We start from the raw sequence: 23929 nt of genomic DNA on the forward strand, positions 1-23929 counted from the left end.
TTACCGCCAGCGGCAACGGGTGTTGCCTGGGCTATTTGACACCTCTCAGACGGGAATTGCACACGGAAAGTCAAAAAAAATCCAGGTAATCCTTTGCAGTTTGAACCCATTCAAATTTACAGGGATGACTATTTTCTCAGATGAGGGGATGATTTCAGTGCTCCAGCCGCAGGTTCACCCTTATGAAGTAGTGTGAGCCCGCCCAACTTATCTGCTAACATGCCGCATTATTTCTCTTTTTTTGGCTATCTCCGGGCGTAAGTCTCTGTTCACCTGAAAAGCAATGTGATGATTACCATTTATACCGCTCTGCTGTATCTCATTCAGCCGTTAATTTGGCTTCGTCTCTGGCTCCGCGGCCGGAAAGCTCCTGCCTATCGCAAACGCTGGGCGGAACGCTATGGCTTTTGCGCAGGCAAAGTAAAGCCTGACGGTATTCTGTTGCATTCAGTTTCGGTGGGCGAAACGCTGGCCGCCATTCCGCTGGTGCGGGCGCTGCGCCATCGCTACCCCGATCTGCCTATCGTGGTCACCACCATGACCCCCACCGGGTCTGAACGAGCCAGCTCCGCCTTCGGCAAAGATGTGCATCACGTCTATCTGCCTTACGACCTGCCCGGGGCGATGAACCGCTTCTTCGATACCGTGCGCCCACGCCTGGTGATCATCATGGAAACCGAGCTCTGGCCGAACATGATCACCCAGCTGCACGAGCGCAAAATCCCGCTGGTGATTGCCAACGCCCGGCTGTCAGAACGCTCCGCCAGGGGTTACCAGAAAATCGGCAAATTTATGAAGCGATTGCTGCAACGTATTACGCTTATCGCCGCGCAGAATGCCGAAGACGGGGAGCGCTTTATCAGCCTTGGTCTGAAGCGCTCTCATCTGGCGGTCACCGGCAGCCTGAAATTTGATATTTCCGTGACGCCAGAGCTGGCTGCCCGCGCGATCACGCTGCGCCGCCAGTGGGCGCCACGCCGCCCGGTGTGGATTGCCACCAGTACCCATGAAGGGGAAGAGAGTATTATTCTGGACGCGCACCGCAAATTACTGGCGCGATTCCCTAATCTGCTGCTGATCCTGGTGCCGCGCCACCCGGAACGTTTCGAGACGGCGCGCGCGCTGACGCAAAAAAATGGCTTCAGCTATATCCTGCGCAGCAGCGGTGAGATCCCGTCCGGCAGCACTGAGGTGGTGATTGGCGATACCATGGGCGAGCTGATGCTGCTCTACGGTATTGCCGATCTCGCCTTTGTTGGCGGCAGCCTGGTCGAGCGCGGTGGCCACAATCCACTGGAGCCTGCCGCCCACGCTATTCCGGTACTGATGGGGCCACATACCTTTAATTTTAAAGATATCTGCGCCCGCCTGCAGCAGGCAGATGGTCTGATCACCGTTACGGATGCGGAGTCGCTGGATAAAGAGATTGGCAATCTGCTGACCGATGAGGACTACCGCCTCTACTACGGCCGTCATGCCGTTGATGTACTGCATCAGAACCAGGGTGCTCTGCAGCGCCTGCTACATTTACTGGAACCTCATCTGCCACAGCGGAATCATTAAATGAGCGTACGTCAGAAACTGTCGGTAGTGATGATAGCCAAAAACGCGGCCGAGCTGCTGCCTGAATGTCTTGAGTCCGTCAGCTGGGCGGATGAAATTATCGTACTCGACTCCGGCAGCAGCGACGCCACCGCGGCCATTGCCGAACGGCACGGCGCGCGGGTTTATCACTCCAGCGAGTGGCACGGCTACGGCAAACAGCGCCAGCTGGCACAGAGCTACGCCAGCCATCCGATGATTTTAACCCTCGACAGCGATGAGCGCGTCACGCCTGAACTGCAGCACGCCATTGAACAAGTGCTGCAGCAGCCCGCTTCAGACAGCGTCTACAGCATCGCCCGGCGCAACCTGTTTCTCGGGCGCTTTATGCGCCACAGCGGCTGGTATCCCGACCGCGTCACCCGCCTCTATCCACGCCACTACCGTTACAACGACAACCAGGTGCATGAGTCGCTGGAAACATCCGGCAAGCGCGCCACGCCGCTCAAGGGCGACCTGCTGCATCTGACCTGCCGGGATTTTTCTGCCTTCCAGTGGAAGCAGTTTGCCTACGCGGAAGCCTGGGCTAAACAGCGTCACCAGCAGGGTAAGCGCTGTGGGATTGCCGCCATTTTCGGCCATACCTTCGGGGCATTTTTCAAAACGCTGGTGCTGCGCGCAGGTTTTCTTGATGGTAAGCAGGGATGGCTGTTGGCGGTGGTCAACGCACAGTATACTTTTAACAAATACGCGGCCCTCTGGGCTCTGAATCACGCATCCAGGAAGGGCAGACTATGAGCACCAAAGCCATCTACCCCGGCACCTTTGATCCGATGACTAACGGCCACCTTGATATCGTGTCCCGCGCGGCCCTGATGTTTGACAGCATCGTGCTGGCCGTTGCCGCCAGTCCGAGCAAAAAACCGCTGTTTTCCCTTGAGGAGCGCGTGGCGCTGGCGACCGAGGTGGTCGCGCATCTGCCAAATGTGGCAGTGGTGGGGTTTAGCGACCTGATGGCGAACTTTGCTAAAGCGCAGCAGGCGAATGTCCTGGTGCGCGGCCTGCGCGCCGTCTCCGACTTCGAATACGAGCTGCAGCTGGCGCATATGAACCGCCACCTGCTGCCGACGCTGGAAAGCGTTTTCCTGATGCCTTCCGAACAGTACTCGTTTATCTCATCGTCCCTGATGAAAGAGGTGGCGCGCCACGGTGGTGAAGTGCAGGCGTTCCTGCCAGCGCCGGTATATCAGGCGCTGAAAACCAAACTCTGAGATTACTTCTGGCAGCGGCGGCAGAAGAAGGTGCTGCGCTGCCCGTGCTTGCTGATTTCAATCGGCGTACCGCACGCTCTGCACGGCTCCCCTGCCCGACCATAAACCTGCAGCTCCTGAGCAAAATAGCCCGGCTTGCCGTCGCTTTGTAAAAAGTCGCGCAGCGTGGTGCCGCCCTGCTCAATCGAACGCAGCAGCACCGCCTTGATGGTGCGGACCAGCAGCGCGGTATCGGCTTCGCTCAGTTCCATTGCCGGACGATCGGGCAGGATCCCAGCGACAAACAGCGATTCGCTGGCGTAGATGTTGCCCACCCCCACCACTATCTTGTTGTCCATCAGCCACGGTTTTACCGCCGTGCGTTTCCCGCGTGATTTTTCAAACAGATACTGCGCGGAAAAGTCATCGCTCAACGGTTCTGGCCCGAGGTGGGAGAGTACCGAGCTGGCCGTCAGATCCGGGCTCCACAGCCAGGCGCCAAAGCGGCGCGGGTCGGTATAGCGCAGCACTTTGCCATTGCTCATCACCAGGTCGACGTGGTCATGCTTCGCCGCAGGTAGCTCCTCCGGCAGCACGCGCAGGCTGCCCGACATACCGAGGTGGATGATGATCCAGCCCGTCGGCAGCTCCAGCAGCAGATATTTAGCCCGGCGCTGAACGCTGAGCACCGGCTGGTCGCTTAGCGCGTGGATCTCCTGTGACACCGGCCAGCGCAGGCGTGAATTTCGCACCACCGCATGCAGAATAGTGGCACCAACCAGGTGCGGTTCGATCCCGCGTCGGCTGGTTTCTACCTCGGGTAACTCTGGCATATTCTCGCCTCCGTTGCTGTTTGGTCACCTGCGATGCCGCACAGTATTACAGACCCGCAGAAACAAAAAAACCCGGCCGAAGCCGGGTTTTTATCCACTGAGATTAATTACTTAATCTTAGCTTCTTTATAGATCACGTGCTGGCGGACAACCGGATCGAATTTCTTCAGTTCCAGTTTTTCCGGCTTAGTACGCTTGTTCTTCGTGGTGGTATAGAAGTGACCTGTCCCAGCAGAAGAAACCAGCTTGATCTTCTCGCGAATACCTTTAGCCATGATTCAGTTCCTTTACCTTAGTACTTCTCACCACGGGTACGCAGATCGGCCAGGACCGTCTCAATACCCTTTTTATCAATTACGCGCATGCCTTTGGCAGTTACGCGCAGTGTAACGAAGCGCTTTTCGCTCTCAACCCAAAAACGGTGAGAGTGCAGGTTCGGCAGGAAACGGCGTTTCGTCGCGTTCATTGCGTGGGAACGGTTGTTACCCGTCACCGGACGCTTGCCAGTTACTTGGCAGACTCGTGACATGTCTATTCTCCAAAAATCAAATCAGCTCGAGCTTTAAAAATAAGGTTTTAGCCGCCTCGTCAGGCTTATAGCCCATCCAGGCGAGTTCTATGTGAACCCGCTGAGCAGGCCCAAAACGCCAAACCCGAGATTCTCAAAGGTGGCGTAGTATACGCCCTGTGGCGCGAGTGCTCAAGCCCCGTACAGATAAAGATCCCTCTGGATCGCGTACAATTGTCTTATCTGCACGGGATTTGTTCGCTTTAGCTGCTGTAAAACCTCAGGTAAAGCAAAAAAAGGCTAAATTACAGGCTGGCGCTCACAGCCATCCGCGTTCGGCAAATGAGACGTACTCCTCCCGGCCGAGCACAAAGTGGTCGAGCACCCGAATGTGCATAAGAGTGCAGGCACTCACTATTTGCTGCGTAATATTGCGGTCGGCCCGGCTGGGCTCAGCCACGCCGGACGGGTGATTATGTGCCAGAATCACTGCGCCTGCATTGCGTTTCAACGCTTCACGCACAATTTCCCGCGGGTGAACCTCCACGCTGTTCAGGGTGCCGCTGAACATTTCGCTGGTGTAAATCACCCGGTGCTGATTATCCAGAAAGATCACCTGAAAAATCTCCCTTTCTTTATCCCCAAGCGAACTGCGTAAGAAATCCAGCACCTCGGTAGAACTATCAACCACACGGTTTTCCACCGATTCCCGGCAGGCATGGCAGCGCTTTGCCAGCTCCGCTATCGCCTTGAGCTGGGAATATTTCGCTAATCCGATGCCATGGATGGCCTGCAATTTTTTCGCGGGCGCATTCATCAACTGATAGAGAGAACCGAACTCGACCAGCAGCCGCTGTGCCAGCGCCATCACAGACATTTCTCTGGTACCGATGCGCAGAAAAATCGCTAATAGTTCGCTATCACTAAGCGTGGCCACCCCAAATTTATCCAGCTTTTCGCGCGGAGGCATCCCCGGCTCCTGCCACCCGTTGGTTTTGCTCATCGTTTGCTCCCTCTTCCTGAAGTGCAGAAAGCATGGCATTATATACAGTATTTTTCTATGGCGATGTGCTGACTTTACGAGACGGCTCGCAAAGGTGGCGAGGTGCGAAATAGTCAGCCAGACGGAGTGTGGTAAAATGTTTCTCTTGTGGCGCGAATAGCGCCAGCAGGCTTAACAGAAGGCGACAGCAAATGATGGAATTAACCGGGAAACGTATTGTTCTGGGCGTCAGCGGGGGTATTGCCGCGTATAAAGCCCCCGAGCTGGTGCGCCGCCTGCGCGACCGTGGCGCGGAAGTGCGCGTGGTCATGACCGACGCGGCAAAAGCGTTTATTACCCCGCTCAGCCTTCAGGCCGTTTCCGGTTATCCGGTCTCTGATGATTTGCTCGACCCGGCAGCAGAAGCGGCAATGGGCCATATCGAACTCGGCAAGTGGGCCGAGTTGGTGATTCTGGCACCTGCTACCGCTGACCTGATTGCCCGCGTGGCGGCAGGGATGGCTAACGACCTGGTGACCACCATTTGCCTGGCCTCTGCGGCACCGCTGGCCGTGGTCCCGGCGATGAACCAGCAGATGTACCGCGCCCTGCCTACCCAGCACAATTTGCAGGTGTTGGCACAGCGAGGGGTGATGATCTGGGGGCCGGACAGCGGCAGCCAGGCCTGTGGTGATATCGGGCCGGGGCGCATGCTCGACCCGCTGGCGATTGTTGACTATGCGGTGAACTGGGCCGCCCCCGTCAACGACCTGCAACATCTCAACCTTATGATCACCGCCGGCCCGACGCGGGAAGCGCTCGATCCGGTGCGCTTTATCAGCAATCACAGCTCGGGGAAAATGGGCTTTGCCATCGCCGCTGCGGCCGCAAAACGCGGCGCCCGCGTTACGCTGGTTGCCGGGCCGGTAGAGCTGCCGACCCCGGCGGGCGTCACGCGGGTGGATGTGGTCAGCGCACTGGAGATGCAGCAGGCGGTGATGGACCAGGCAGCAAGCCAGCAGATCTTTATCGGCTGTGCGGCCGTGGGCGACTACCGTGCGGTGGCCATTGCTGAGGAAAAAATCAAAAAACAGGGTGAAGAAATTACCCTGAAAATGGTGAAAAACCCTGATATTGTCGCCGGCGTGGCGGCGATGCAGGAACACCGTCCCTTTGTCGTAGGATTTGCCGCTGAAACCCAGAATGTGGAAGAATACGCGCAACAAAAACGCGTGCGTAAGAATCTGGACATGATCTGCGCTAACGATGTTGCCAAAGCTGGGCAGGGTTTCAAAAGCGATACCAATGCTCTTCACCTTTTTTGGCAGGAGGGAGAAAAAGTCTTACCGCTCAGCGATAAGTCACTCCTTGGCCAACAGTTACTAGACGAGATTGTCAGCCGTTATGATGAAAAAAATCGACGTTAAAATCCTGGATGCGCGCGTAGGCAGCGATTTCCCGTTACCTACCTATGCCACCTCCGGTTCCGCCGGGCTGGATCTGCGCGCCTGCCTGGATGAAGCATTCGTACTGAATCCGGGTGCCACCACGCTGGTACCCACCGGCCTGGCTATTCATATCGCCGATCCTGAACTGGCCGCGGTGATCTTGCCGCGCTCTGGCCTTGGCCATAAACACGGCGTGGTTCTGGGCAATCTGGTTGGCCTGATTGACTCCGATTATCAGGGGCAGCTGATGGTTTCCGTCTGGAACCGCGGGCAGGACTCCTTTACTATCGAGCCTGGCGAACGTATCGCTCAGATGGTGTTTGTGCCGGTGGTACAGGCTGAATTCAATCTGGTGAACGACTTCGACGCCAGCGTACGTGGCGAAGGTGGTTTCGGTCACTCCGGCCGCCAGTAACTCTCCACCGCTCCGTAACGAACGATAAGCTGATTTTTTTCTTCCGTGAGCCTTTGCTCACGGACGTTGCGTGGGTATTTGCCCGTTTATGGTGATGTTCTCAGGGGTCTTTTAAGGCATGGCAGAAAAAAAGAGTGCGAAAAGGAATCGTCGCGAAGAAATCCTGCAGGCACTGGCGCAGATGCTGGAATCCAGCGATGGCAGCCAGCGCATCACGACCGCCAAGCTGGCGGCGAATGTTGGGGTATCTGAAGCGGCTCTTTACCGGCATTTTCCCAGCAAAACCAAGATGTTTGACAGCCTGATCGAATTTATCGAAGACAGCCTGATTACGCGCATCAATCTGATACTGAAGGACGAGAAAGAGACGCTGCCGCGTCTGCGTCTGATTACCCAGTTAATTCTGGGCTTTGGTGAGCGTAATCCAGGTTTAACGCGCATTCTGACCGGTCATGCGCTGATGTTCGAACAGGATCGTTTGCAGGGGCGGATTAATCAGCTGTTCGAACGCATTGAGGTGCAGCTGCGCCTGGTGATGCGCGAAAAGAAAATTCGTGAGGGTGAAGGTTTTGCCACCGATGAGGCACTGCTGGCCAGCCAGCTGCTGGCGTTCTGCGAAGGGCTGCTGTCGCGCTTTGTGCGTTCAGAGTTCCGTTATCGTCCGACCGTTGACTTCGACGTGCGCTGGCCGCTGCTGGCCGCTCAGCTGGTGTGACATTGTGGGTTGATCATAAGGGCCGATCGAAAAAGAAGATCGGCCCCTACAGAAACGCTTAAATACCAAACTCGCTGCGGTACTCGCGCACCGCCACCAGGTGGTCGGCCAGTTCCGGCTTCTCTTCCAGATAGGCAATCAGCTCTTTCAGCGTGATAATTGAAATCACCTTGCAGCCGTAATCGCGCTCCACTTCCTGAATCGCAGAAATCGCCCCGCGCCCGCGTTCCTGGCGGTCTAACGAAATCAGCACGCCTGCCAGCGTGGCATTGTTTGCCGCGATGATCTCCATCGACTCACGGATGGCCGTCCCCGCGGTGATCACGTCATCCACCAGCATAATTTTTCCCTGCAGCGGGCTGCCCACCAGCGTGCCGCCTTCGCCGTGATCTTTGGCTTCCTTACGGTTAAAGCAGTAAGGGACATCGCGGTCGTGGTGATCGGCCAGCGCCACCACGGTGGTGGTAGCAATCGGAATACCTTTGTAGGCCGGGCCAAACACCAGGTCGAAATCAATACCGGAATCGACCAGCGCCTGAGCGTAGAAACGGCCCAGCAGAGCAAGATCGCGCCCGGTATTGAACAGGCCTGCGTTAAAGAAATAAGGGCTTTTGCGCCCTGATTTCAGCGTGAACTCACCAAACTTCAGCACCTGCTTGTTGATGGCGAATTCGATAAATTGGCGCTGCCAGGCTTTCATGTCGTGTTCCTCAATTTTCAGGCAAGAAAAAGGCGACTGCGAAGTCGCCTGAAAAATTTAGCTGGATAACGCCGCTTTCTGCGCCGCGACCAGGGTATCAATACCGCCTCGCGCCAGCGCCAGCAGCTTGAGCAGCTCATCGTGGCTGAACGGTTCGCCTTCTGCGGTGCCCTGCACCTCAATCATGCGGCCATCTTCGGTCATCACCACGTTCATATCGGTTTCCGCCGCGGAGTCTTCCACGTACTCGAGGTCGCACAGCGCTTCGCCATTAACGATACCAACGGAAATCGCCGCGACCATGCCTTTCATCGGGTTGGCTTTCAGCTTACCGATGGCGACCAGATGATTCAGGGCATCGGCCAGCGCCACACAGGCGCCGGTGATGGATGCGGTACGGGTACCGCCATCTGCCTGCAGCACATCGCAGTCGAGGGTAATGGTAAATTCACCCAGCGCTTTCAGGTCAATGGCTGCACGCAGCGAGCGGGCGATCAGACGCTGGATCTCCAGCGTGCGTCCGCCCTGCTTACCTTTAGCCGCTTCACGCGCGTTACGGCTGTGGGTCGCGCGTGGCAGCATGCCGTATTCGGCGGTGACCCAACCCTGGCCCTGACCTTTCAGAAAGCGCGGCACGCCTTCATCAATGGTGGCAGTACACAGCACTTTGGTATCACCGAATTCAACCAGCACAGAGCCTTCTGCATGTTTGGTGTAATGACGGGTCAGGGTGACGGGGCGCACCTGCTGTGCGCTACGGCCTGATGGACGCATAGTATCTCTCCGGCTAGCTAAACATTATTGACCGCGCATTATACGGATTTCGCAGGGGAATGCCTAACGCGCTGGAAATGACCGCGCGGGTTATGCAAAACGCCGCTAGTTAAGCACTAAAACAGCAAGATAGTCGGCGGCAGGATGTAAAAACGCCGTAAATGTGGCTAAATACGTCTCTTTTCTTCTCCCGCATACCGGACTTTTGTATGACCTCTGTTTTCCATTTTGTTTTAGCGCTGGTGGTCATTGGCTGCCTGGCGCTGCTGTTCAGCAACGATCGTCGTAAAATCCGCCCGCGCGTGCTGCTACAGCTGGTGGTCATTGAAGCGCTACTGGCCTGGTTCTTCCTGCACGCCTCCGCCGGGTTGAGCATCGTCACCGCCTTTTCCGGCTTCTTCGAAGTGCTGCTGAAGTACGCGGCTCAGGGCACCGATTTTGTTTTCGGCGGCATGGCAGCGCAGGGCATGGCGTTTATCTTCCTCGGCGTGCTGTGCCCGATTGTTTTTATCTCTGCGCTGATCGGTATTTTGCAGCATGTGAAAATCCTGCCGGTGCTGATTAAAGTGGTCGGCACTGTACTGTCTAAAATCAATGGCATGGGCAAGCTGGAGTCGTTCAACGCGGTCAGCACGCTAATCCTTGGCCAGTCGGAAAACTTTATCGCTTACAAAGGTATCCTGGCAGAGATTTCCCAGCGCCGCCTTTACTCTATGGCGGCGGCGGCAATGTCCACCGTTTCGCTGTCGATTGTTGGCGCGTATATGTCGATGATTGAACCGCGCTATGTGGTGGCGGCGCTAATCCTCAACATGTTCAGCACCTTCATTATTCTGTCGATTATCAACCCGACGCCGGTTGGCGACGAGCCGGAAATCCGCCTGGAGAAGCTGCACGAAGATCAGAGCTTCTTCGAGATGCTCGGCGAATATATTCTTGCCGGTTTCAAAGTGGCGATGATTATTCTGGCGATGCTGATCGGCTTTATTGCGCTGATTGCGGCGGTGAATGCACTGTTCTCCACGCTGTTCGGCATCAGCTTCCAGCAGATCCTCGGCTATATCTTCTGGCCGTTCGCGTGGCTGATTGGCATCCCGGCTGCGGATGCGCTGCCGGCCGCCAGCATTATGGCCACCAAGCTGGTGACCAACGAATTCGTGGCGATGATTGAGCTGAAGAAGATTGCGGCTGAGCTGTCTCCGCGCGGGCTGGGGATCCTGTCGGTGTTCCTCGTCTCCTTCGCCAACTTTGCCTCTATCGGCATCGTCGCCGGGGCAATCAAAGGGCTGAACGAGCAGCAGGGCAACGTGGTGTCGCGCTTCGGTCTGAAGCTGATCTACGGCTCGACCCTGGTCAGCCTGCTGTCGGCAGCCTTCGCCGGTCTGGTTCTGTAAACGCTATCCGGGCGCAGCCAACGCGCCCGCAGCGTGAAGAGTGAAGGGGATTTAAAATGCCACGCAGGCCGGAGCATCCACCCGCATTACCGACTCCTGCGCGAAGCGCTGCTTGTAGATCGCCCGCAGCGCTTCAATATTCTGCTCACTGGCCTTATCCGGGCTGTGGATCAGCATCAGGGCTCTGCTGTTTTCGCGCGCCACCTTGCCATCATTGCCCAGCCACTGCCCTTGCGCCGTCAATACCGTCAGCCCGTCTTTGAAGCGTGGCGTCACTTCGCCGTCAACAAAACCCTGCCATTCTGCCTGTGAGATTGCGGCACCCTGCGGGCGGTTGAGGCCAAAGTAAAGTGTGGTCTGCGTCATGACGTCACCCAGCGCGCAGGCGGCGGCGGGCGGCGTGGCAGCCTGACGTGCCGGAGTACTACAGCCGCTAAGCGCCAGCAGTAGCAGGGAAGAGAGGATAAGACGCGGTGCCATGGGTGCTCCTGGTTTTTATTGTCTGAGTTGTCATCATCTTAAGCTGTGAGCGGCAAAACGTCAGCCAAAACACCGTCATTTGAGCGAATGCCTGTTAAGGCAGCGCCTGCGCCGCTATAATCCCTGCATCTTTTATCTTTATAACGGTACGCAAAATGATCCGCAGTATGACCGCTTACGCCCGGCGCGAAACCAAAGGCGAATGGGGCAGCGCAGCCTGGGAGCTGCGTTCCGTCAACCAGCGCTATCTTGAAACCTATATCCGTCTGCCCGAGCAGTTCCGCGGGCTGGAGCCGGTGATCCGTGAACGCATCCGCAACCGTCTGACGCGTGGCAAAATCGAAGTTAACCTGCGTTTTGATGCTGACCCAAGCGCGCAAAGCTCGCTGGTGCTGAACGAGAAGCTGGCCGTGCAGCTGGTGCAGGCAGCTAACTGGGTCAAGATGCAGAGCGACGAGGGTGAAATCAACCCGGTTGATATTCTGCGCTGGCCGGGCGTGATGTCCGCTGAAGAGCAGGATCTGGATGCAATCTCTGCCCAGCTGCTCAGCGCGCTGGACACCGCCATTGATGAGTTTATTACCGCACGCGAAAGCGAAGGTTCGGCGCTGAAAGCGCTGATTGAGCAGCGTCTGGAAGGCGTCAGCGCCGAGGTGCTTAAAGTGCGAGCCCATATGCCTGACGTGCTGAAATGGCAGCGTGAGCGCCTGCTGACTCGTCTGGAAGAGGCCCAGGTACAGCTGGAAAATAATCGTCTTGAGCAGGAGCTGGTGATGCTGGCGCAGCGCGTTGATGTGGCTGAAGAGCTGGACCGCCTGGAAGCGCACGTGAAAGAGACCTACAACATCCTGAAGAAGAAGGAAGCCGTAGGCCGCCGCCTCGACTTTATGATGCAGGAGTTTAACCGCGAGTCGAACACCCTGGGGTCTAAATCGATTAATGCCGAAATCACCGCGTCAGCGATTGAGCTGAAAGTGCTGATTGAGCAGATGCGCGAGCAGATTCAGAATATCGAGTAATCTGCCGATAAGATTGACGGTAAAATATCACTAAGCTCACCAACTGGTGGGCTTTTTTTTCAGGAAATTGGCACCGCGTTCAGCGCTTTTCCTTTTAGCTATAGGCACCCACCGCGCCACAAGGTAAACTATCCCCTTATTTTATTATGGATTTAATTGAGGCTAACCCATGCAAACATTACCTCCCTGCCCAAAGTGCCACTCAGAATATAGCTGGCAGGATGGCGCCATGTTGAACTGTCCGGAGTGCGGCCACGTCTGGGCTGAAGGCGCGCAGGACGCGGCGGAAGAGAGCCTGGTGGTGAAAGATGCCAATGGCAACCTGCTGGCCGACGGCGATAGCGTCACGGTGATTAAAGATCTGAAGGTGAAAGGCAGTTCCACGCCGCTGAAGATTGGCACCAAAGTGAAAGGTATCCGTCTGGTGGAAGGCGACCACAATATCGACTGCAAAATCGATGGCTTTGGCCAGATGAAGCTGAAGTCCGAGTTTGTCAAAAAGAACTGATCCCTGCCGGTAGCCCCGCGCTACTGGCCTCTTTCCCCTGCCCGGTTTCCTCAAAGCCTGCGAAGCTGCTAGTATCAAAACGCATCATAAGTTTGCGTTAAGGGCGTACGGCGCTCAACGGACCGACTCAGGACACCCCAGGGGGAAGAGTGAATAAGACGATAGGCGTGTTCTTTCCGCTGTATACCACCACACTATTAATGCTGCTCGGTTCCGGGCTGCTGACCACCTATGTTTCTCTGCGACTGACCTCTATCCATGTCTCCGGCGGCCTGATCGGGGCGATTATCGCTGCGAACTATATCGGCCTGGTGATTGGCGGTAAGGTTGGGCACTTTTTTATCTCCCGTGTCGGGCACATTCGTACTTATGTCTCCTGCGCCGGGATTATTACGGCGGCGGTACTGGCCCACGGTCTGACGGAGTTTATCCCTGCCTGGGTAGGGCTGCGTCTGATCATCGGCATGTGCATGATGTGCCAGTATATGGTGCTGGAGAGCTGGCTGAACGATCAATCGGAATCCGACCAGCGCGGCAAGGTGTTTGGCTGCTATATGGTGGCAACCTATCTCGGCATGTCGCTCGGCCAGGTCGTGCTGATGTTGCAGACCGATCTTGGCCTAAGCACGCTGCTGCTGATTGCGCTCTGTTTCTCGCTCTGCCTGGTGCCGATTGCACTGACCACCCGTACTCATGCTCGCCAGCTGTCGCCGGCTCCGATGGAATTACGCTATTTTATCGGCGCCATCCCTAAGGTGCTGTTCACCACGCTGGCGATTGGTATGGTGGTCGGATCGTTCTACGGTCTGGCGCCGGTGTATGCCAGCCAGCAGCAGCTGACCACCAGCCAGACCGGCCTGTTTATGGCCATCGCGATTTTCGCCGGGCTGGTGGCGCAGTTCCCGCTCAGCTGGCTGTCCGACCGCTATAACCGCACCCGCCTGATGCGCCTCAATGCCGTTGTGTTGATCATCGCCGCGCTGCCGCTGGCAGTACTGCCGCACATCACCTTCCCGCTGCTGCTGGTGCTGGGGTTTGTGGTCAGCATGCTGCAGTTTTCCCTTTATCCGCTGGCGGTCGCGCTGGCCAATGACCTGATTGAACCAGAGCGCCGCGTGTCGCTGGCCGCCTGTCTGCTGATGGCCTTTGGCGTGGGTGCCAGCATTGGTCCGCTGGTGGTGGGCTTACTGATTGAGCCGCTGGGGGCCAATACGCTGTATGCCTTCTTCGCCCTGTGCGGCCTGTTGATTGTTGCTCTGAGCCGGACGGTGAAACAGGATGAAGCCCAGTTTGTCGAGGATGCACCGGTGCCGCATATCGTGATGGCGGATAGCCTGGTAAGTTCTCCACTGTCACCGGCTCTTAATCCGGCCTTTGACGAACAGATGATTGAAGAAACTATGCCCGCGATCGACAGCGAACCGGTTGAAGAGGTAGCAACGGAGAGCGAAACCCAGCAGGGGGCCGATCCCGATGAAGAAACCGGGCTGAAGAAAGCCTTTGAGAAGCTTTGAATCAGCCAATTTTGGTTTTTTCAGGCAGAGTGATGGGGGGTGCAGACCTGCTACCCCTCATCAACCATTTCATCTCCTGCGTTTTGCACTCTTTTACCGCTGCGGATAACCGAAATCCAACAACGAATAATGTCAGAAAAAACAGATAAGTCTTTAATTTTATTCTGTATCAAATGGCAAGTAATTAACGTTGTTTTCCAGTAAATTTTAGCGCGATTAAAAAAACGGCCTCAGATTAAACCTTGCGCATAGGCAAAGCGTATCAGTTCAATATTTGAAGAAATACCAAGCCGCCGCATAGCATTATACTTCTGCGTAGATATAGTGCTGATTGTTCTGTTCTGCCGCCGGGCAATTTCTGCCAGCGAATAGCCTGAAGAGAATAACCGCACGACTTCTAACTCCTTAGGCGTGAGGGTAGTACCCCGATCGTGATTTTTACCCGGTTCAGCTTTGAGATAATCCAGTGAAGATGAAAAGTAGAGCCCACTCTGCATCATCACATGGTGGCAGGCAGTCAGCGTCTCTTCGATATCATCTGACTTACTGACTATTGATCTTACACCATAATCACATGCCTTCCTCAGAATCGCAGTATTTCCCAGAGAGGTCAGCAAAACCACCTTCACATCAGGAAAGCGGCCGCTCAGAGCACGCAGTTTGGAAAATCCATCCAGCGTCGAGTTATCGTTTCCCAGAGAAAAATCAGTAATGACGATATCCGTTCGATTGTTGGCCAGCGAAGCTAATAGCTCTTTGCCACACAGAGACTCATTGGTAACCTGATAGCGAGAGTCGTTAGCAAACAACATCTTTAACGAATGCAATATATGCGGATGATCGTCAGATATGGATACCGTGTGCCTGTGATGCATGTGCCCTCCTTGATTTTCAAAAATACAAACAGGGCTAATATACGATCGATTAACAGACTAAGAAAACAAAATATTATTTTTTCTCCTTAAAGTTAGAGCTTGTAAAAAAGTGACATAAAATTTATTTAGAACATAATAGAAAATTCAGGAAATTTAATAGCGGCATTATTTTATAAAGTGAAATGGGTTCGGTACAGCACTCTCTAAAACCCCTGTGCTGAAAAGGGCAGGCAGGGTTTAAAATAAATGGACGAAATAATGAATAAATAATATATTTCTTACCTATTATTGCTAATTAACATCCTGCGTACGCTGTAAAAGCAAATGAGAGTGAAGCCCTATTGCGCCAGGACGTTTTACTCAGATAAAAGCAAGCCTCTGATGCATCTTGCCGTTTGACAGGCGATCCCTTAGGCTTGCCGCCTGTTTTCAGGAGCTGGCTATGTTACTCACTGTCCTTTACATCATCGGTATTACAGCAGAATCCATGACCGGAGCGCTGGCCGCTGGCCGCCGCAAGATGGATATGTTTGGCGTGATTATTATTGCTTCCGTGACGGCGATAGGCGGTGGTTCTGTGCGCGATATGCTGCTCGGCCACTATCCGCTCGGCTGGGTGAAGCATCCTGAATACATCATGATAGTCGCCGCCGCAGCGGTGGTGACGACCCTGGCGGCGCCGCTGATGCCGCACCTGCGCAAAGTCTTTCTGGTGCTGGATGCACTGGGATTAGTGGTGTTTTCAATTATCGGAGCGCAGGTGGCGCTGGATATGGGCCACGCTGGCATTATCGCCGCGATCAGTGCCGTGGTCACCGGCGTCTTTGGCGGCGTGCTGCGCGACATGTTCTGCAACCGCATCCCGCTGGTATTTCAGAAAGAGTTATATGCAGGTATCGCTTTTGCCTCCGGATGGCTCTATATCCTGCTGCTCAAAACGGCCCTGTCGATGGAGACGGTGATCATCATTACCCTCCTGGCTGGCTTTATCGCGCGCCTGGGTGCACTGCGCTTCCGCCTTGGTCTGCCGGTGTTTAACTATCCCCATGACGACCACTAATCCCCACGCAGATTAAGACTTTCAATGAGCTGCTGCACTTCGCGCTGCTGCAAAAAGGCGCGAATAGTATGGGCCAGTTTAGTACCAACCCCGGGCAGCTGCTGCCACTCTTCCACGCTATGCGACAGTAACTGCTGCCAGCTGTCATCAGGTAGCGCACGCAGCGCCCCTTCCGGGATCGGAACGCCCAGCGCCCGCACCCAGCGTTTAAACGGCAGCTGGCGGCTGAGCCGGAACTGCTGCCAGAAGAAGCGCGCTTTGGGCTGACCGATGCCGGGGATGTCTTCAAGCTGCTGCTGCGACAAGGCCAGCCAGGAGAACAGATGGGTGAGGTGCCCGGACTGGATCAGCCGCTGCCAGTTTTGCCGCCCCATCCCCGTCAGGTTCAGGGCCGGGCTGCTGCTTAACCACTCCAGCCGTGCCAGAAACTGCTGACGGCACGCCGGGCTGAGGTGAAAACAGCTGACCATAGAAAAGCGCCCGGCATCGGGGGGCTGCGGATAGTCGCGCTGCGCCACGCGCCATACCACACTGTTGAGGCGCGGGATCCCCTGCCCGGCCAGGCTGAGGCTGACCTGATCCCCCGCAATCACATCGCGCTCACGCCAGCGCGCAACGGGCCCGATGCTGACCCGGCTGACGCGTTTATCATCCAGCTGTACGGGTTGCAGGTGGAGTACCGTGCTGATTTTACCGCTGCGCCCGACGGTGAATTCCACTGAGCGCACTTCGCTGGTGACTTCAGGTGGCGGATATTTCCAGGCAATGGCCCAGTCCCCCAGCTCGGGCAGCCAGCTTTTTCCCGCCAGCACCGGCATGCTGTGTACCACCACGCCGTCTGTCACAAACGGGAGCGCGCCGTGGAACCAGCGCTCGCGCCAGCCTTCAACCTCATCAGCATCTTGTACCTGCCGCGTCCAGCTGCGGATAGCAGGAAATCCCGCACTTTCCAGAGCGTCCAGCCTCTGTTGCAGCAGCCCTGGGCCATCTGGCCATGCCCAGACAAATAGCCCAACGCGCTGCAGTAAAGGTGAGGGCTGTTTTGCCATTAATGCTCCCGCCACCTGCGAACGGGCATTTTTCCCGCCGTCACGACCCTGCTGGTGATCGGTCATCTTCAGGTAAAGCTCGCCCTGGAATACCTGCTGCCCGGCATTCAGCGTAATAGATTGTGGGATCGCGGGGATCAGGCGGGCTTTCGCCGTCCAGTCCTCCCCCTGCATGCCGTTGCCGCGGCTAACCATCCGGGTCAGTTTTCCCTGACGATAGACCAGGGTTACCGCCACCCCGTCGACTTTAGGCTGTACCCACAGGCCTTGGCGGTTCTCCATCCAGCGCGCCACTTCGGCTTTGCCCGCCAGTTTTTTTACACCGACGTGGGCAACCGGATGGCGTACTTTGCCATCGGTCATCAAAACAGGCTGACGGCGATCGCTGGCGGGATGAAAGCAGTGCTGCCACTGCTGTAGCTTGCCCTGCAATGCATCATAACGTTCATCGGTCACGCTACTCTTACCCTGACGGTAGTAGGCGTCATCCCAGTGCGTGAGCTGTGCTGCCAGCCGGGTCATCTCCAGATCGGCCCGCGCAGGCGACCATACCGGGCACTGTGCCGCCAGCACCGCGCTGTATAACCCAATGGCTAAAATGAGGTAGCGCATCCCTGTCTCTCCTGCTTTCCACTTATACCGCTCAACAGTAAAGCGTGCGGGTTGGGTATTAGCGAGTGGCAAAGTCAGATTATGGAAAGCCGCTCCGGAACAATTCAATGCAGCCGACATCGGGCTGCAAAACGCCGTGCAGCGCTTTCCATTTCCTCAGAAAATCCCCTGGATCATCGCCTAAACGCTGCATCACGCCCTGCACCTGTGTATACTGTGCAGGAAGTAGACTCCGCTTTATTGGCATATCAAGAATAATCATGGCTCAAGGCACGCTTTTTATTGTTTCCGCCCCTAGTGGCGCGGGTAAATCCAGCCTGATTCAGGCGCTGTTAAAAACGCAACCGCTGTACGATACCCAGGTATCGATCTCCCACACCACGCGTGGGGTACGGCCGGGCGAAAATCATGGTGAGCATTATTACTTTGTGAACCACGATGAGTTTCGTTCCATGATTGAGGACGAGGCGTTTTTAGAACATGCCGAAGTGTTCGGTAACTATTACGGCACTTCGCGTAAAGCCATTGAACAGGTGCTGGCAACCGGCGTTGATGTGTTTCTCGATATCGACTGGCAGGGTGCTAAACAGATCCGTGAGAAAATGCCGGCAGCACGCAGCATTTTCGTGCTGCCGCCGTCGAAAGACGAACTGGACCGCCGCCTGCGTGGCCGTGGTCAGGACAGCGAAGAAGTGATTACTAAACGTATGGCCCAGGCTGTTGCTGAGATGAGCCACTACGCCGAATACGATTATTTAATCGTGAATGATGATTTCGACCTGGCATTGTCCGATCTGAAAACCATTATTCGCGCTGAGCGTCTGCGTATGGGCCGTCAAAAAGCCCGCCATGATGCATTAATCAGCAAACTATTGGCAGACTGAGGGTAACTCAGTATGATGCCCAGTCATTTCGTCACCACCCGTGGAGTATCACACTTATGGCACGCGTAACCGTACAGGACGCAGTAGAAAAAATTGGTAACCGTTTTGATCTGGTTCTGGTAGCAGCACGCCGCGCTCGTCAGATGCAGGTTGGTGGTAAAGATCCACTGGTCCCGGAAGAGAACGACAAATCTACCGTTATCGCGCTGCGCGAAATCGAAGAAGGCCTGATCACCAATCAGATCCTCGACGTGCGCGATCGCCAGGAGCAGCAAGAGCAGGAAGCCGCAGAATTACAGGCTGTGACTGCTATCGCTGAAGGTCGTCGTTAATCAGCACTAAAGGCCTGCCTTGTATCTGTTCGAAAGCCTCAATCAGCTGATTGAAAAATACTTGCCTGAGGAGCAAATCAAGCGCCTCAAGCAAGCTTATCTTGTCGCACGTGATGCTCACGAGGGACAGACACGCTCCAGCGGTGAGCCTTATATCACCCATCCGGTAGCCGTGGCCTGCATCCTGGCGGAAATGAAACTCGACCATGAAACACTGATGGCCGCGCTTCTGCACGACGTTATTGAAGACACGCCAGCCACCTATAAGGATATGGAACAGCTGTTCGGCCAGACCGTCGCCGAGCTGGTTGAAGGGGTTTCTAAACTCGACAAGCTGAAATTCCGCGACAAGAAAGAAGCCCAGGCTGAAAACTTCCGCAAGATGATCATGGCGATGGTGCAGGATATCCGCGTCATTCTGATCAAGCTGGCCGACCGTACGCACAACATGCGTACCCTCGGCGCGCTGCGACCGGATAAAAAACGGCGTATCGCGTTGGAAACGCTGGAAATCTATAGCCCACTGGCTCATCGCCTGGGTATTCACCACCTGAAAACCGAACTGGAAGAGCTGGGCTTTGAAGCCCTGTATCCGAACCGTTTCCGCGTGATTAAGGAAGTGGTCAAAGCGGCACGCGGCAACCGTAAAGAGATGATCCAGAAAATCCTCTCGGAAATTGACGGTCGTCTGGAAGAAGCCGGTATTACCCGCCGCGTCAGCGGTCGCGAAAAACACCTCTATTCCATCTACTGCAAAATGCACCTGAAAGAGCAGCGATTCCATTCGATTATGGATATCTATGCCTTCCGCGTCATCGTGCGTGATGTCGATACCTGTTATCGCGTACTGGGCCAGATGCACAGCTTGTATAAGCCGCGTCCGGGCCGGGTAAAAGATTATATTGCTATCCCAAAAGCCAACGGCTATCAGTCGCTGCACACATCAATGATCGGCCCGCACGGCGTGCCGGTTGAGGTGCAGATCCGCACCGAAGATATGGATCAGATGGCAGAGATGGGGGTAGCAGCGCACTGGGCTTATAAAGAACAGGGCGAGAGCAGCACTACCGCACAAATCCGCGCGCAGCGCTGGCTGCAAAGCCTGCTGGAGCTGCAGCAGAGCGCCGGAAGCTCATTTGAATTTATCGAAAGCGTCAAATCCGATCTGTTCCCGGATGAGATTTACGTTTTCACTCCGGAAGGCCGCATTGTTGAACTGCCAGCCGGCGCCACGCCGGTCGACTTTGCCTACGCCGTGCATACCGATATCGGCCATGCCTGCGTGGGCGCACGCGTTGACCGTCAGCCTTATCCGCTGTCGCAGCCGCTCACCAGCGGCCAGACCGTCGAGATTATTACCGCCCCGGGTGCGCGCCCGAACGCAGCGTGGCTGAACTTTGTCGTGAGCTCGAAAGCGCGCGCCAAGATCCGCCAGCTGTTGAAAAACCTCAAGCGTGATGACTCTGTCAGCCTTGGCCGACGCCTGCTCAATCATGCCCTGGGCGGCAGCCGCAAGCTGGCTGAGATCCCGGAAGCCAATGTCCAGCACGAGCTGGAGCGCATGAAGCTGACCTCGCTGGATGACCTGCTGGCAGAAATCGGTCTCGGTAACGCCATGAGCGTGGTGGTGGCGAAAAATCTGCAGCAGAGCGAGCAGAATGTTCCCGCCAACACCGGCAGCAGCAGTAGCATCAGCGGCGCTCGCAGCAAGCTGCCAATTAAGGGCGCCGATGGGGTGTTGATCACCTTCGCTAAGTGCTGCCGCCCGATCCCCGGTGACCCGATTGTGGCGCACGTCAGCCCCGGTAAAGGCCTGGTCGTGCACCATGAATCCTGCCGTAATATTCGTGGCTATCAGAAAGAGCCAGAGAAATACATGGCGGTGGAGTGGGATATTGCCACCGAGCAGGAGTTTGTCGCCGAGATTAAGGTGGATATGTTTAACCACCAGGGCGCGCTGGCAAACCTGACGGCGGCAATTAACACCGCCGGCTCCAATATCCAGAGCCTGAACACTGAAGAAAAAGATGGCCGTGTTTACAGCGCCTTTATCCGTCTGACGGCACGCGATCGCGTTCATCTGGCCAATATCATGCGTAAGATCCGCGTGATGCCGGATGTCATCAAGGTGCATCGCAACCGCAATTAAGCAAAAGACGGAGCCTGCCTCCGTCTTTTGCTTCCCCATGTCGCCGCAGACGGGATGACTGATTTTAGGGAGTCCACTTTCGCATGAATGCCCAACGTTATGCCCGTATCCGCGCAATGCTCGCCGCCCGTCAGCACGACCTGACGGTGTGTATGGAACAGGTGCATAAACCTCATAACGTCTCTGCGGTGATCCGCACCGCCGACGCCGTTGGCGTGCATGAAGTTCACGCCGTATGGCCGGGAAGCCGCATGCGCACCATGGTCTCTTCCGCCGCGGGCAGCAACAGCTGGGTGCAGGTGAAAACCCATCCGACCATCCGTGATGCCGTCAGCCATCTGAAAGATCGGAAGATGCAGATTCTGGCGACGCACCTCTCCGCTAAAGCGGTCGATTTCCGCGAGATCGACTATACCCGTCCGACCTGCATCCTGATGGGCCAGGAAAAAACCGGGATTACCCAGGAAGCCCTCGACCTTGCCGACCAGGATATTATTATCCCGATGATCGGTATGGTGCAGTCGCTGAACGTCTCCGTGGCATCGGCCCTGATCCTCTATGAAGCTCAGCGCCAGCGGCAGAATGCCGGTATGTATCTGCGTGAAGAGAGCACGCTGGAGTACGCCGAGCAGCAGCGTCTGCTGTTCGAAGGGGGTTACCCGGTACTGGCCCGCGTGGCGAAGCATAAAGGGCTGCCCTACCCTGAGATCAACGATCGCGGTGAAGTGGTGGCGGAGCCGGAATGGTGGGCCACCATGCAGTCGAAGGCGCGTAAATAATGCAGGGCCGCCTGCTGGATGCCGTTCCGCTCAATACGCTGTCCGGCGTGGGCGCCAGCCAGGCGGCAAAGCTGGCCAAACTTGGCCTGCTGACCGTACAGGATCTGCTGCTGCATCTGCCGATGCGCTATGAAGACCGCACTCAGCTTTACGCCATCAACGACCTGCTGCCGGGCATCTATGCCACGGTAGAGGGCGAAGTGCTGCACAGCGATATTTCGTTTGGCCGCCGCCGCATGCTGACCTGCCAGATTAGCGACGGCAGCGGCATCCTCACCCTGCGCTTTTTCAACTTCAATGCCGGAATGAAGAACAGCCTCGCCACCGGCCGCCGCGTCACCGCTTATGGTGAAATTAAACGCGGCCAGCGCGGGGCGGAGATCATCCACCCGGAGTACAAAGTGCAGGGTGAGAGCAGACTCACCGAATTACAAGAGACGCTGACCCCGGTCTACTCCACGACTGAGGGCGTGCGCCAGGCGACGCTGCGCAACCTGACCGACCAGGCGCTGACCCTGCTGGAAACCTGCGCGATTAGCGAACTGCTGCCGCCGGAGCTAAGCCAGGGAATGATCAGCCTGCCGGAAGCGCTGCGCACGCTGCACCGCCCGCCGCCGGATATGGCGCTGGCCGATCTCGACAGCGGCCGCCACCCGGCGCAGCGCCGCCTGATTATGGAAGAGTTGCTGGCGCACAACCTCAGCATGCTGGCGGTACGCGCTGGCGCGCAGCGTTATCATGCGCTGCCGATAGCTGCCCGCCACGACCTGAGCGATAAGCTGCTGGCCGCGCTGCCCTTTAAACCCACTCATGCGCAAGAGCGTGTGGTGCGTGAGATCGAAACCGACCTCGCCCACGACTACCCAATGATGCGTCTGGTGCAGGGCGATGTGGGCTCCGGTAAAACGCTGGTTGCCGCGCTGGCGGCACTGCAGGTGATTGCTTACGGTAAGCAGGTAGCGCTGATGGCGCCGACCGAGCTGCTGGCCGAGCAGCACGCCAATAATTTCCGCCAGTGGTTTGCACCGCTCGGGCTGGAAGTAGGCTGGCTGGCAGGGAAGCAGAAAGGCAAAGCGCGCATCGCCCAGCAGGAAGCAATCGCCAGCGGGCAGGTGTCGATGATTGTTGGTACCCACGCTATCTTCCAGGAGCAGGTGCAGTTCAACGGGCTGGCGCTGGTGATCATCGATGAGCAGCACCGCTTTGGCGTCCACCAGCGTCTGGCGCTGTGGGAGAAAGGCGAAGAGCAGGGTTTCCACCCGCACCAGCTGATTATGACTGCCACACCGATCCCGCGCACCCTGGCGATGACCGCCTATGCCGATCTCGATACCTCAACCATCGACGAACTGCCGCCGGGACGTACCCCGGTGACCACCGTCGCGATCCCTGACACGCGCCGCGCTGAGATTATTGCCCGGGTGAAAAGCGCCTGCGGCAGCGAAGGCCGCCAGGCCTACTGGGTCTGTACCCTGATTGAGGAGTCGGAGCTGCTGGAAGCCCAGGCGGCGGAAGCCACCTGGGAAGAGCTGAAGCTGGCGCTGCCGGAGCTGACTATCGGCCTGGTACACGGCCGGATGAAGCCGCAGGAGAAACAGGCGGTAATGCAGGCGTTCAAGCAGGGTGAAATCCATCTGCTGATTGCCACTACGGTGATAGAGGTCGGCGTGGATGTGCCCAATGCCAGCCTGATGATTATCGAAAACCCGGAACGCCTCGGGCTGGCGCAGCTGCATCAGCTGCGCGGTCGCGTTGGCCGTGGCGCGGTCGCTTCCCACTGCGTGCTGCTGTATAAGGCGCCGCTGAGTAAAACCGCGCAGAAACGTTTACAGGTGCTGCGCGACAGCAACGACGGCTTTGTGATTGCCCAGTGTGACCTCGAAATTCGCGGCCCCGGCGAAATGCTGGGCACGCGACAAACCGGTAACGCCGAGTTTAAGGTTGCTGACCTGCTGCGCGACCAGGCGATGATCCCGGAAGTGCAGCGCGTGGCGCGCCATATCCACCAGCACTATCCGGAGCAGGCTTCGGCTCTGATTGAACGCTGGCTGCCGGAAACCGAACGCTATACCAACGCGTAACCCCCTCAATGACTGTCTTCACCGTC

General features: G+C 56.5%; 25 protein-coding genes. 16 read left to right on the forward strand and 9 right to left on the reverse strand.

Features of this window, described 5'->3' with window-relative positions; genetic code table 11:
* Positions 1 to 288 precede the first annotated feature (288 nt).
* From waaA to coaD, 3 genes are read left to right on the forward strand one after another with little or no spacing between them, the layout of a single operon-like run.
* A complete protein-coding gene (gene waaA, locus QLG07_RS18280; protein ID WP_048914232.1) occupies positions 289 to 1563 on the forward strand; it encodes a lipid IV(A) 3-deoxy-D-manno-octulosonic acid transferase in 1275 nt (424 codons plus the stop codon).
* Entirely contained in the window at positions 1564 to 2340 is a 777-nt protein-coding gene (locus QLG07_RS18285; protein ID WP_048914231.1) for a glycosyltransferase family 2 protein, read from the forward strand.
* Positions 2337 to 2813, forward strand: coding sequence for a pantetheine-phosphate adenylyltransferase (gene coaD, locus QLG07_RS18290; RefSeq protein WP_048914230.1), 477 nt, complete (start codon positions 2337 to 2339; stop codon positions 2811 to 2813). Before QLG07_RS18285 ends, coaD begins: the two co-directional genes overlap by 4 nt.
* Positions 2814 to 2815: 2 nt before the next feature.
* Here coaD and mutM read toward each other — a convergent pair whose 3' ends face one another.
* The 4 genes from mutM to radC all read right to left on the reverse strand — a co-directional run bounded on the left by mutM (position 2816) and on the right by radC (position 5136).
* The gene (gene mutM, locus QLG07_RS18295) at positions 2816 to 3625 is read right to left on the reverse strand and encodes a bifunctional DNA-formamidopyrimidine glycosylase/DNA-(apurinic or apyrimidinic site) lyase (protein ID WP_133622318.1); all 810 of its coding nucleotides are present in this window, start codon (positions 3623 to 3625) and stop codon (positions 2816 to 2818) included.
* A gap of 107 nt (positions 3626 to 3732) precedes the next feature.
* Positions 3733 to 3900: a 50S ribosomal protein L33 gene (rpmG, locus tag QLG07_RS18300; RefSeq protein ID WP_001051798.1), complete on the reverse strand. Its 168-nt coding sequence runs from the start codon at positions 3898 to 3900 to the stop codon at positions 3733 to 3735.
* A gap of 17 nt (positions 3901 to 3917) precedes the next feature.
* Complete coding sequence (gene rpmB, locus QLG07_RS18305; RefSeq protein ID WP_034888493.1) at positions 3918 to 4154, reverse strand: 50S ribosomal protein L28; 237 nt, start codon at positions 4152 to 4154, stop codon at positions 3918 to 3920.
* A 298-nt stretch (positions 4155 to 4452) separates the two neighbouring features.
* Positions 4453 to 5136, reverse strand: a complete 684-nt coding sequence (gene radC, locus QLG07_RS18310) for a DNA repair protein RadC (RefSeq protein WP_048914228.1) — start codon at positions 5134 to 5136, stop codon at positions 4453 to 4455.
* A 191-nt stretch (positions 5137 to 5327) separates the two neighbouring features.
* Here radC and coaBC point away from each other — a divergent pair, with 191 nt between their 5' ends.
* The 3 genes from coaBC (at position 5328) to slmA (ending at position 7693) form a co-directional block, all read left to right on the forward strand.
* A complete protein-coding gene (gene coaBC / locus QLG07_RS18315) occupies positions 5328 to 6542 on the forward strand; it encodes a bifunctional phosphopantothenoylcysteine decarboxylase/phosphopantothenate--cysteine ligase CoaBC (protein ID WP_282469844.1) in 1215 nt (404 codons plus the stop codon).
* Complete coding sequence (dut, locus tag QLG07_RS18320) at positions 6520 to 6978, forward strand: dUTP diphosphatase (RefSeq protein WP_048914226.1); 459 nt, start codon at positions 6520 to 6522, stop codon at positions 6976 to 6978. The genes coaBC and dut overlap by 23 nt, the downstream gene beginning before the upstream one ends.
* Before the next feature lie 118 nt (positions 6979 to 7096).
* On the forward strand, positions 7097 to 7693 hold the full coding sequence (slmA, locus tag QLG07_RS18325; protein ID WP_099755044.1) for a nucleoid occlusion factor SlmA: 597 nt from the start codon (positions 7097 to 7099) through the stop codon (positions 7691 to 7693).
* Between the two features lie 58 nt (positions 7694 to 7751).
* Here slmA and pyrE read toward each other — a convergent pair whose 3' ends face one another.
* Positions 7752 to 8393 (reverse strand): orotate phosphoribosyltransferase, encoded by a 642-nt coding sequence (gene pyrE, locus QLG07_RS18330; RefSeq protein ID WP_048914224.1) that lies wholly within the window; start codon positions 8391 to 8393, stop codon positions 7752 to 7754.
* A 57-nt stretch (positions 8394 to 8450) separates the two neighbouring features.
* Positions 8451 to 9167, reverse strand: coding sequence for a ribonuclease PH (gene rph, locus QLG07_RS18335; RefSeq protein WP_187497271.1), 717 nt, complete (start codon positions 9165 to 9167; stop codon positions 8451 to 8453).
* Positions 9168 to 9376: 209 nt separating this feature from the next.
* On the opposite strand from rph, the gene QLG07_RS18340 reads away from it, so the two are divergent.
* Complete coding sequence (locus QLG07_RS18340) at positions 9377 to 10561, forward strand: nucleoside transporter C-terminal domain-containing protein (protein ID WP_282469845.1); 1185 nt, start codon at positions 9377 to 9379, stop codon at positions 10559 to 10561.
* 51 nt (positions 10562 to 10612) lie between these two features.
* On the opposite strand, the gene QLG07_RS18345 is transcribed toward QLG07_RS18340, so the two are convergent.
* Positions 10613 to 11041, reverse strand: a complete 429-nt coding sequence (locus QLG07_RS18345) for a DUF3574 domain-containing protein (RefSeq protein ID WP_187497273.1) — start codon at positions 11039 to 11041, stop codon at positions 10613 to 10615.
* Positions 11042 to 11196: 155 nt separating this feature from the next.
* Here QLG07_RS18345 and QLG07_RS18350 point away from each other — a divergent pair, with 155 nt between their 5' ends.
* The 3 genes from QLG07_RS18350 to QLG07_RS18360 all read left to right on the forward strand — a co-directional run bounded on the left by QLG07_RS18350 (position 11197) and on the right by QLG07_RS18360 (position 14082).
* Positions 11197 to 12060, forward strand: coding sequence for a YicC/YloC family endoribonuclease (locus QLG07_RS18350; RefSeq protein WP_048914220.1), 864 nt, complete (start codon positions 11197 to 11199; stop codon positions 12058 to 12060).
* A 169-nt stretch (positions 12061 to 12229) separates the two neighbouring features.
* The gene (locus QLG07_RS18355) at positions 12230 to 12568 is read left to right on the forward strand and encodes a zinc ribbon domain-containing protein YjdM (protein ID WP_048914219.1); all 339 of its coding nucleotides are present in this window, start codon (positions 12230 to 12232) and stop codon (positions 12566 to 12568) included.
* Between the two features lie 149 nt (positions 12569 to 12717).
* Positions 12718 to 14082 carry an MFS transporter gene (locus QLG07_RS18360; protein ID WP_048914218.1) on the forward strand — a complete coding sequence of 455 codons (1365 nt, stop codon included), beginning with the start codon at positions 12718 to 12720 and terminating at the stop codon, positions 14080 to 14082.
* 230 nt (positions 14083 to 14312) lie between these two features.
* On the opposite strand, the gene QLG07_RS18365 is transcribed toward QLG07_RS18360, so the two are convergent.
* Entirely contained in the window at positions 14313 to 14957 is a 645-nt protein-coding gene (locus tag QLG07_RS18365; RefSeq protein WP_282469846.1) for a response regulator transcription factor, read from the reverse strand.
* Between the two features lie 442 nt (positions 14958 to 15399).
* Here QLG07_RS18365 and QLG07_RS18370 point away from each other — a divergent pair, with 442 nt between their 5' ends.
* A complete protein-coding gene (locus QLG07_RS18370) occupies positions 15400 to 16017 on the forward strand; it encodes a trimeric intracellular cation channel family protein (protein ID WP_048914212.1) in 618 nt (205 codons plus the stop codon).
* Here the strand turns inward: QLG07_RS18370 and ligB are convergent.
* A complete protein-coding gene (gene ligB, locus QLG07_RS18375; protein ID WP_348994613.1) occupies positions 16014 to 17678 on the reverse strand; it encodes an NAD-dependent DNA ligase LigB in 1665 nt (554 codons plus the stop codon). The genes QLG07_RS18370 and ligB overlap by 4 nt on opposite strands.
* A 260-nt stretch (positions 17679 to 17938) precedes the next feature.
* Here ligB and gmk point away from each other — a divergent pair, with 260 nt between their 5' ends.
* From gmk to recG, 5 genes are all read left to right on the forward strand, one after another.
* Complete coding sequence (gene gmk / locus QLG07_RS18380; RefSeq protein WP_187497275.1) at positions 17939 to 18562, forward strand: guanylate kinase; 624 nt, start codon at positions 17939 to 17941, stop codon at positions 18560 to 18562.
* Positions 18563 to 18618: 56 nt separating this feature from the next.
* Positions 18619 to 18894, forward strand: coding sequence for a DNA-directed RNA polymerase subunit omega (gene rpoZ / locus QLG07_RS18385; protein WP_016191359.1), 276 nt, complete (start codon positions 18619 to 18621; stop codon positions 18892 to 18894).
* Between the two features lie 19 nt (positions 18895 to 18913).
* Positions 18914 to 21043: a bifunctional GTP diphosphokinase/guanosine-3',5'-bis pyrophosphate 3'-pyrophosphohydrolase gene (spoT, locus tag QLG07_RS18390; protein ID WP_048914209.1), complete on the forward strand. Its 2130-nt coding sequence runs from the start codon at positions 18914 to 18916 to the stop codon at positions 21041 to 21043.
* 83 nt (positions 21044 to 21126) lie between these two features.
* Positions 21127 to 21822 (forward strand): tRNA (guanosine(18)-2'-O)-methyltransferase TrmH, encoded by a 696-nt coding sequence (trmH, locus tag QLG07_RS18395; protein ID WP_048914208.1) that lies wholly within the window; start codon positions 21127 to 21129, stop codon positions 21820 to 21822.
* Positions 21822 to 23903, forward strand: a complete 2082-nt coding sequence (gene recG, locus QLG07_RS18400; protein ID WP_282469847.1) for an ATP-dependent DNA helicase RecG — start codon at positions 21822 to 21824, stop codon at positions 23901 to 23903. The genes trmH and recG overlap by 1 nt, the downstream gene beginning before the upstream one ends.
* Positions 23904 to 23929 lie beyond the last annotated feature (26 nt).

The organism is Erwinia sp. V90_4, from assembly GCF_029967685.1.
GTDB classification, from domain to species: Bacteria; Pseudomonadota; Gammaproteobacteria; order Enterobacterales; family Enterobacteriaceae; genus Erwinia; species Erwinia aphidicola.

Bases quoted from the DNA above. Each gene is read 5' to 3' on its own strand.
- rpoZ (WP_016191359.1), top strand. From the start codon at position 18,619: ATGGCACGCGTAACCGTACAGGACGCAGTAGAAAAAATTGGTAACCGT.
- coaBC (WP_282469844.1), top strand. From the start codon at position 5,328: ATGATGGAATTAACCGGGAAACGTATTGTTCTGGGCGTCAGCGGGGGT.
- dut (WP_048914226.1), top strand. From the start codon at position 6,520: ATGATGAAAAAAATCGACGTTAAAATCCTGGATGCGCGCGTAGGCAGC.
- QLG07_RS18285 (WP_048914231.1), top strand. From the start codon at position 1,564: ATGAGCGTACGTCAGAAACTGTCGGTAGTGATGATAGCCAAAAACGCG.
- rpmB (WP_034888493.1), bottom strand. From the start codon at position 4,154: ATGTCACGAGTCTGCCAAGTAACTGGCAAGCGTCCGGTGACGGGTAAC.
- QLG07_RS18345 (WP_187497273.1), bottom strand. From the start codon at position 11,041: ATGGCACCGCGTCTTATCCTCTCTTCCCTGCTACTGCTGGCGCTTAGC.
- coaD (WP_048914230.1), top strand. From the start codon at position 2,337: ATGAGCACCAAAGCCATCTACCCCGGCACCTTTGATCCGATGACTAAC.
- QLG07_RS18370 (WP_048914212.1), top strand. From the start codon at position 15,400: ATGTTACTCACTGTCCTTTACATCATCGGTATTACAGCAGAATCCATG.
- slmA (WP_099755044.1), top strand. From the start codon at position 7,097: ATGGCAGAAAAAAAGAGTGCGAAAAGGAATCGTCGCGAAGAAATCCTG.
- radC (WP_048914228.1), bottom strand. From the start codon at position 5,136: ATGAGCAAAACCAACGGGTGGCAGGAGCCGGGGATGCCTCCGCGCGAA.
- rpmG (WP_001051798.1), bottom strand. From the start codon at position 3,900: ATGGCTAAAGGTATTCGCGAGAAGATCAAGCTGGTTTCTTCTGCTGGG.
- recG (WP_282469847.1), top strand. From the start codon at position 21,822: ATGCAGGGCCGCCTGCTGGATGCCGTTCCGCTCAATACGCTGTCCGGC.
- QLG07_RS18350 (WP_048914220.1), top strand. From the start codon at position 11,197: ATGATCCGCAGTATGACCGCTTACGCCCGGCGCGAAACCAAAGGCGAA.
- QLG07_RS18355 (WP_048914219.1), top strand. From the start codon at position 12,230: ATGCAAACATTACCTCCCTGCCCAAAGTGCCACTCAGAATATAGCTGG.
- trmH (WP_048914208.1), top strand. From the start codon at position 21,127: ATGAATGCCCAACGTTATGCCCGTATCCGCGCAATGCTCGCCGCCCGT.
- QLG07_RS18340 (WP_282469845.1), top strand. From the start codon at position 9,377: ATGACCTCTGTTTTCCATTTTGTTTTAGCGCTGGTGGTCATTGGCTGC.
- ligB (WP_348994613.1), bottom strand. From the start codon at position 17,678: ATGCGCTACCTCATTTTAGCCATTGGGTTATACAGCGCGGTGCTGGCG.
- gmk (WP_187497275.1), top strand. From the start codon at position 17,939: ATGGCTCAAGGCACGCTTTTTATTGTTTCCGCCCCTAGTGGCGCGGGT.
- mutM (WP_133622318.1), bottom strand. From the start codon at position 3,625: ATGCCAGAGTTACCCGAGGTAGAAACCAGCCGACGCGGGATCGAACCG.
- waaA (WP_048914232.1), top strand. From the start codon at position 289: ATGATTACCATTTATACCGCTCTGCTGTATCTCATTCAGCCGTTAATT.
- pyrE (WP_048914224.1), bottom strand. From the start codon at position 8,393: ATGAAAGCCTGGCAGCGCCAATTTATCGAATTCGCCATCAACAAGCAG.
- QLG07_RS18365 (WP_282469846.1), bottom strand. From the start codon at position 14,957: ATGCATCACAGGCACACGGTATCCATATCTGACGATCATCCGCATATA.
- rph (WP_187497271.1), bottom strand. From the start codon at position 9,167: ATGCGTCCATCAGGCCGTAGCGCACAGCAGGTGCGCCCCGTCACCCTG.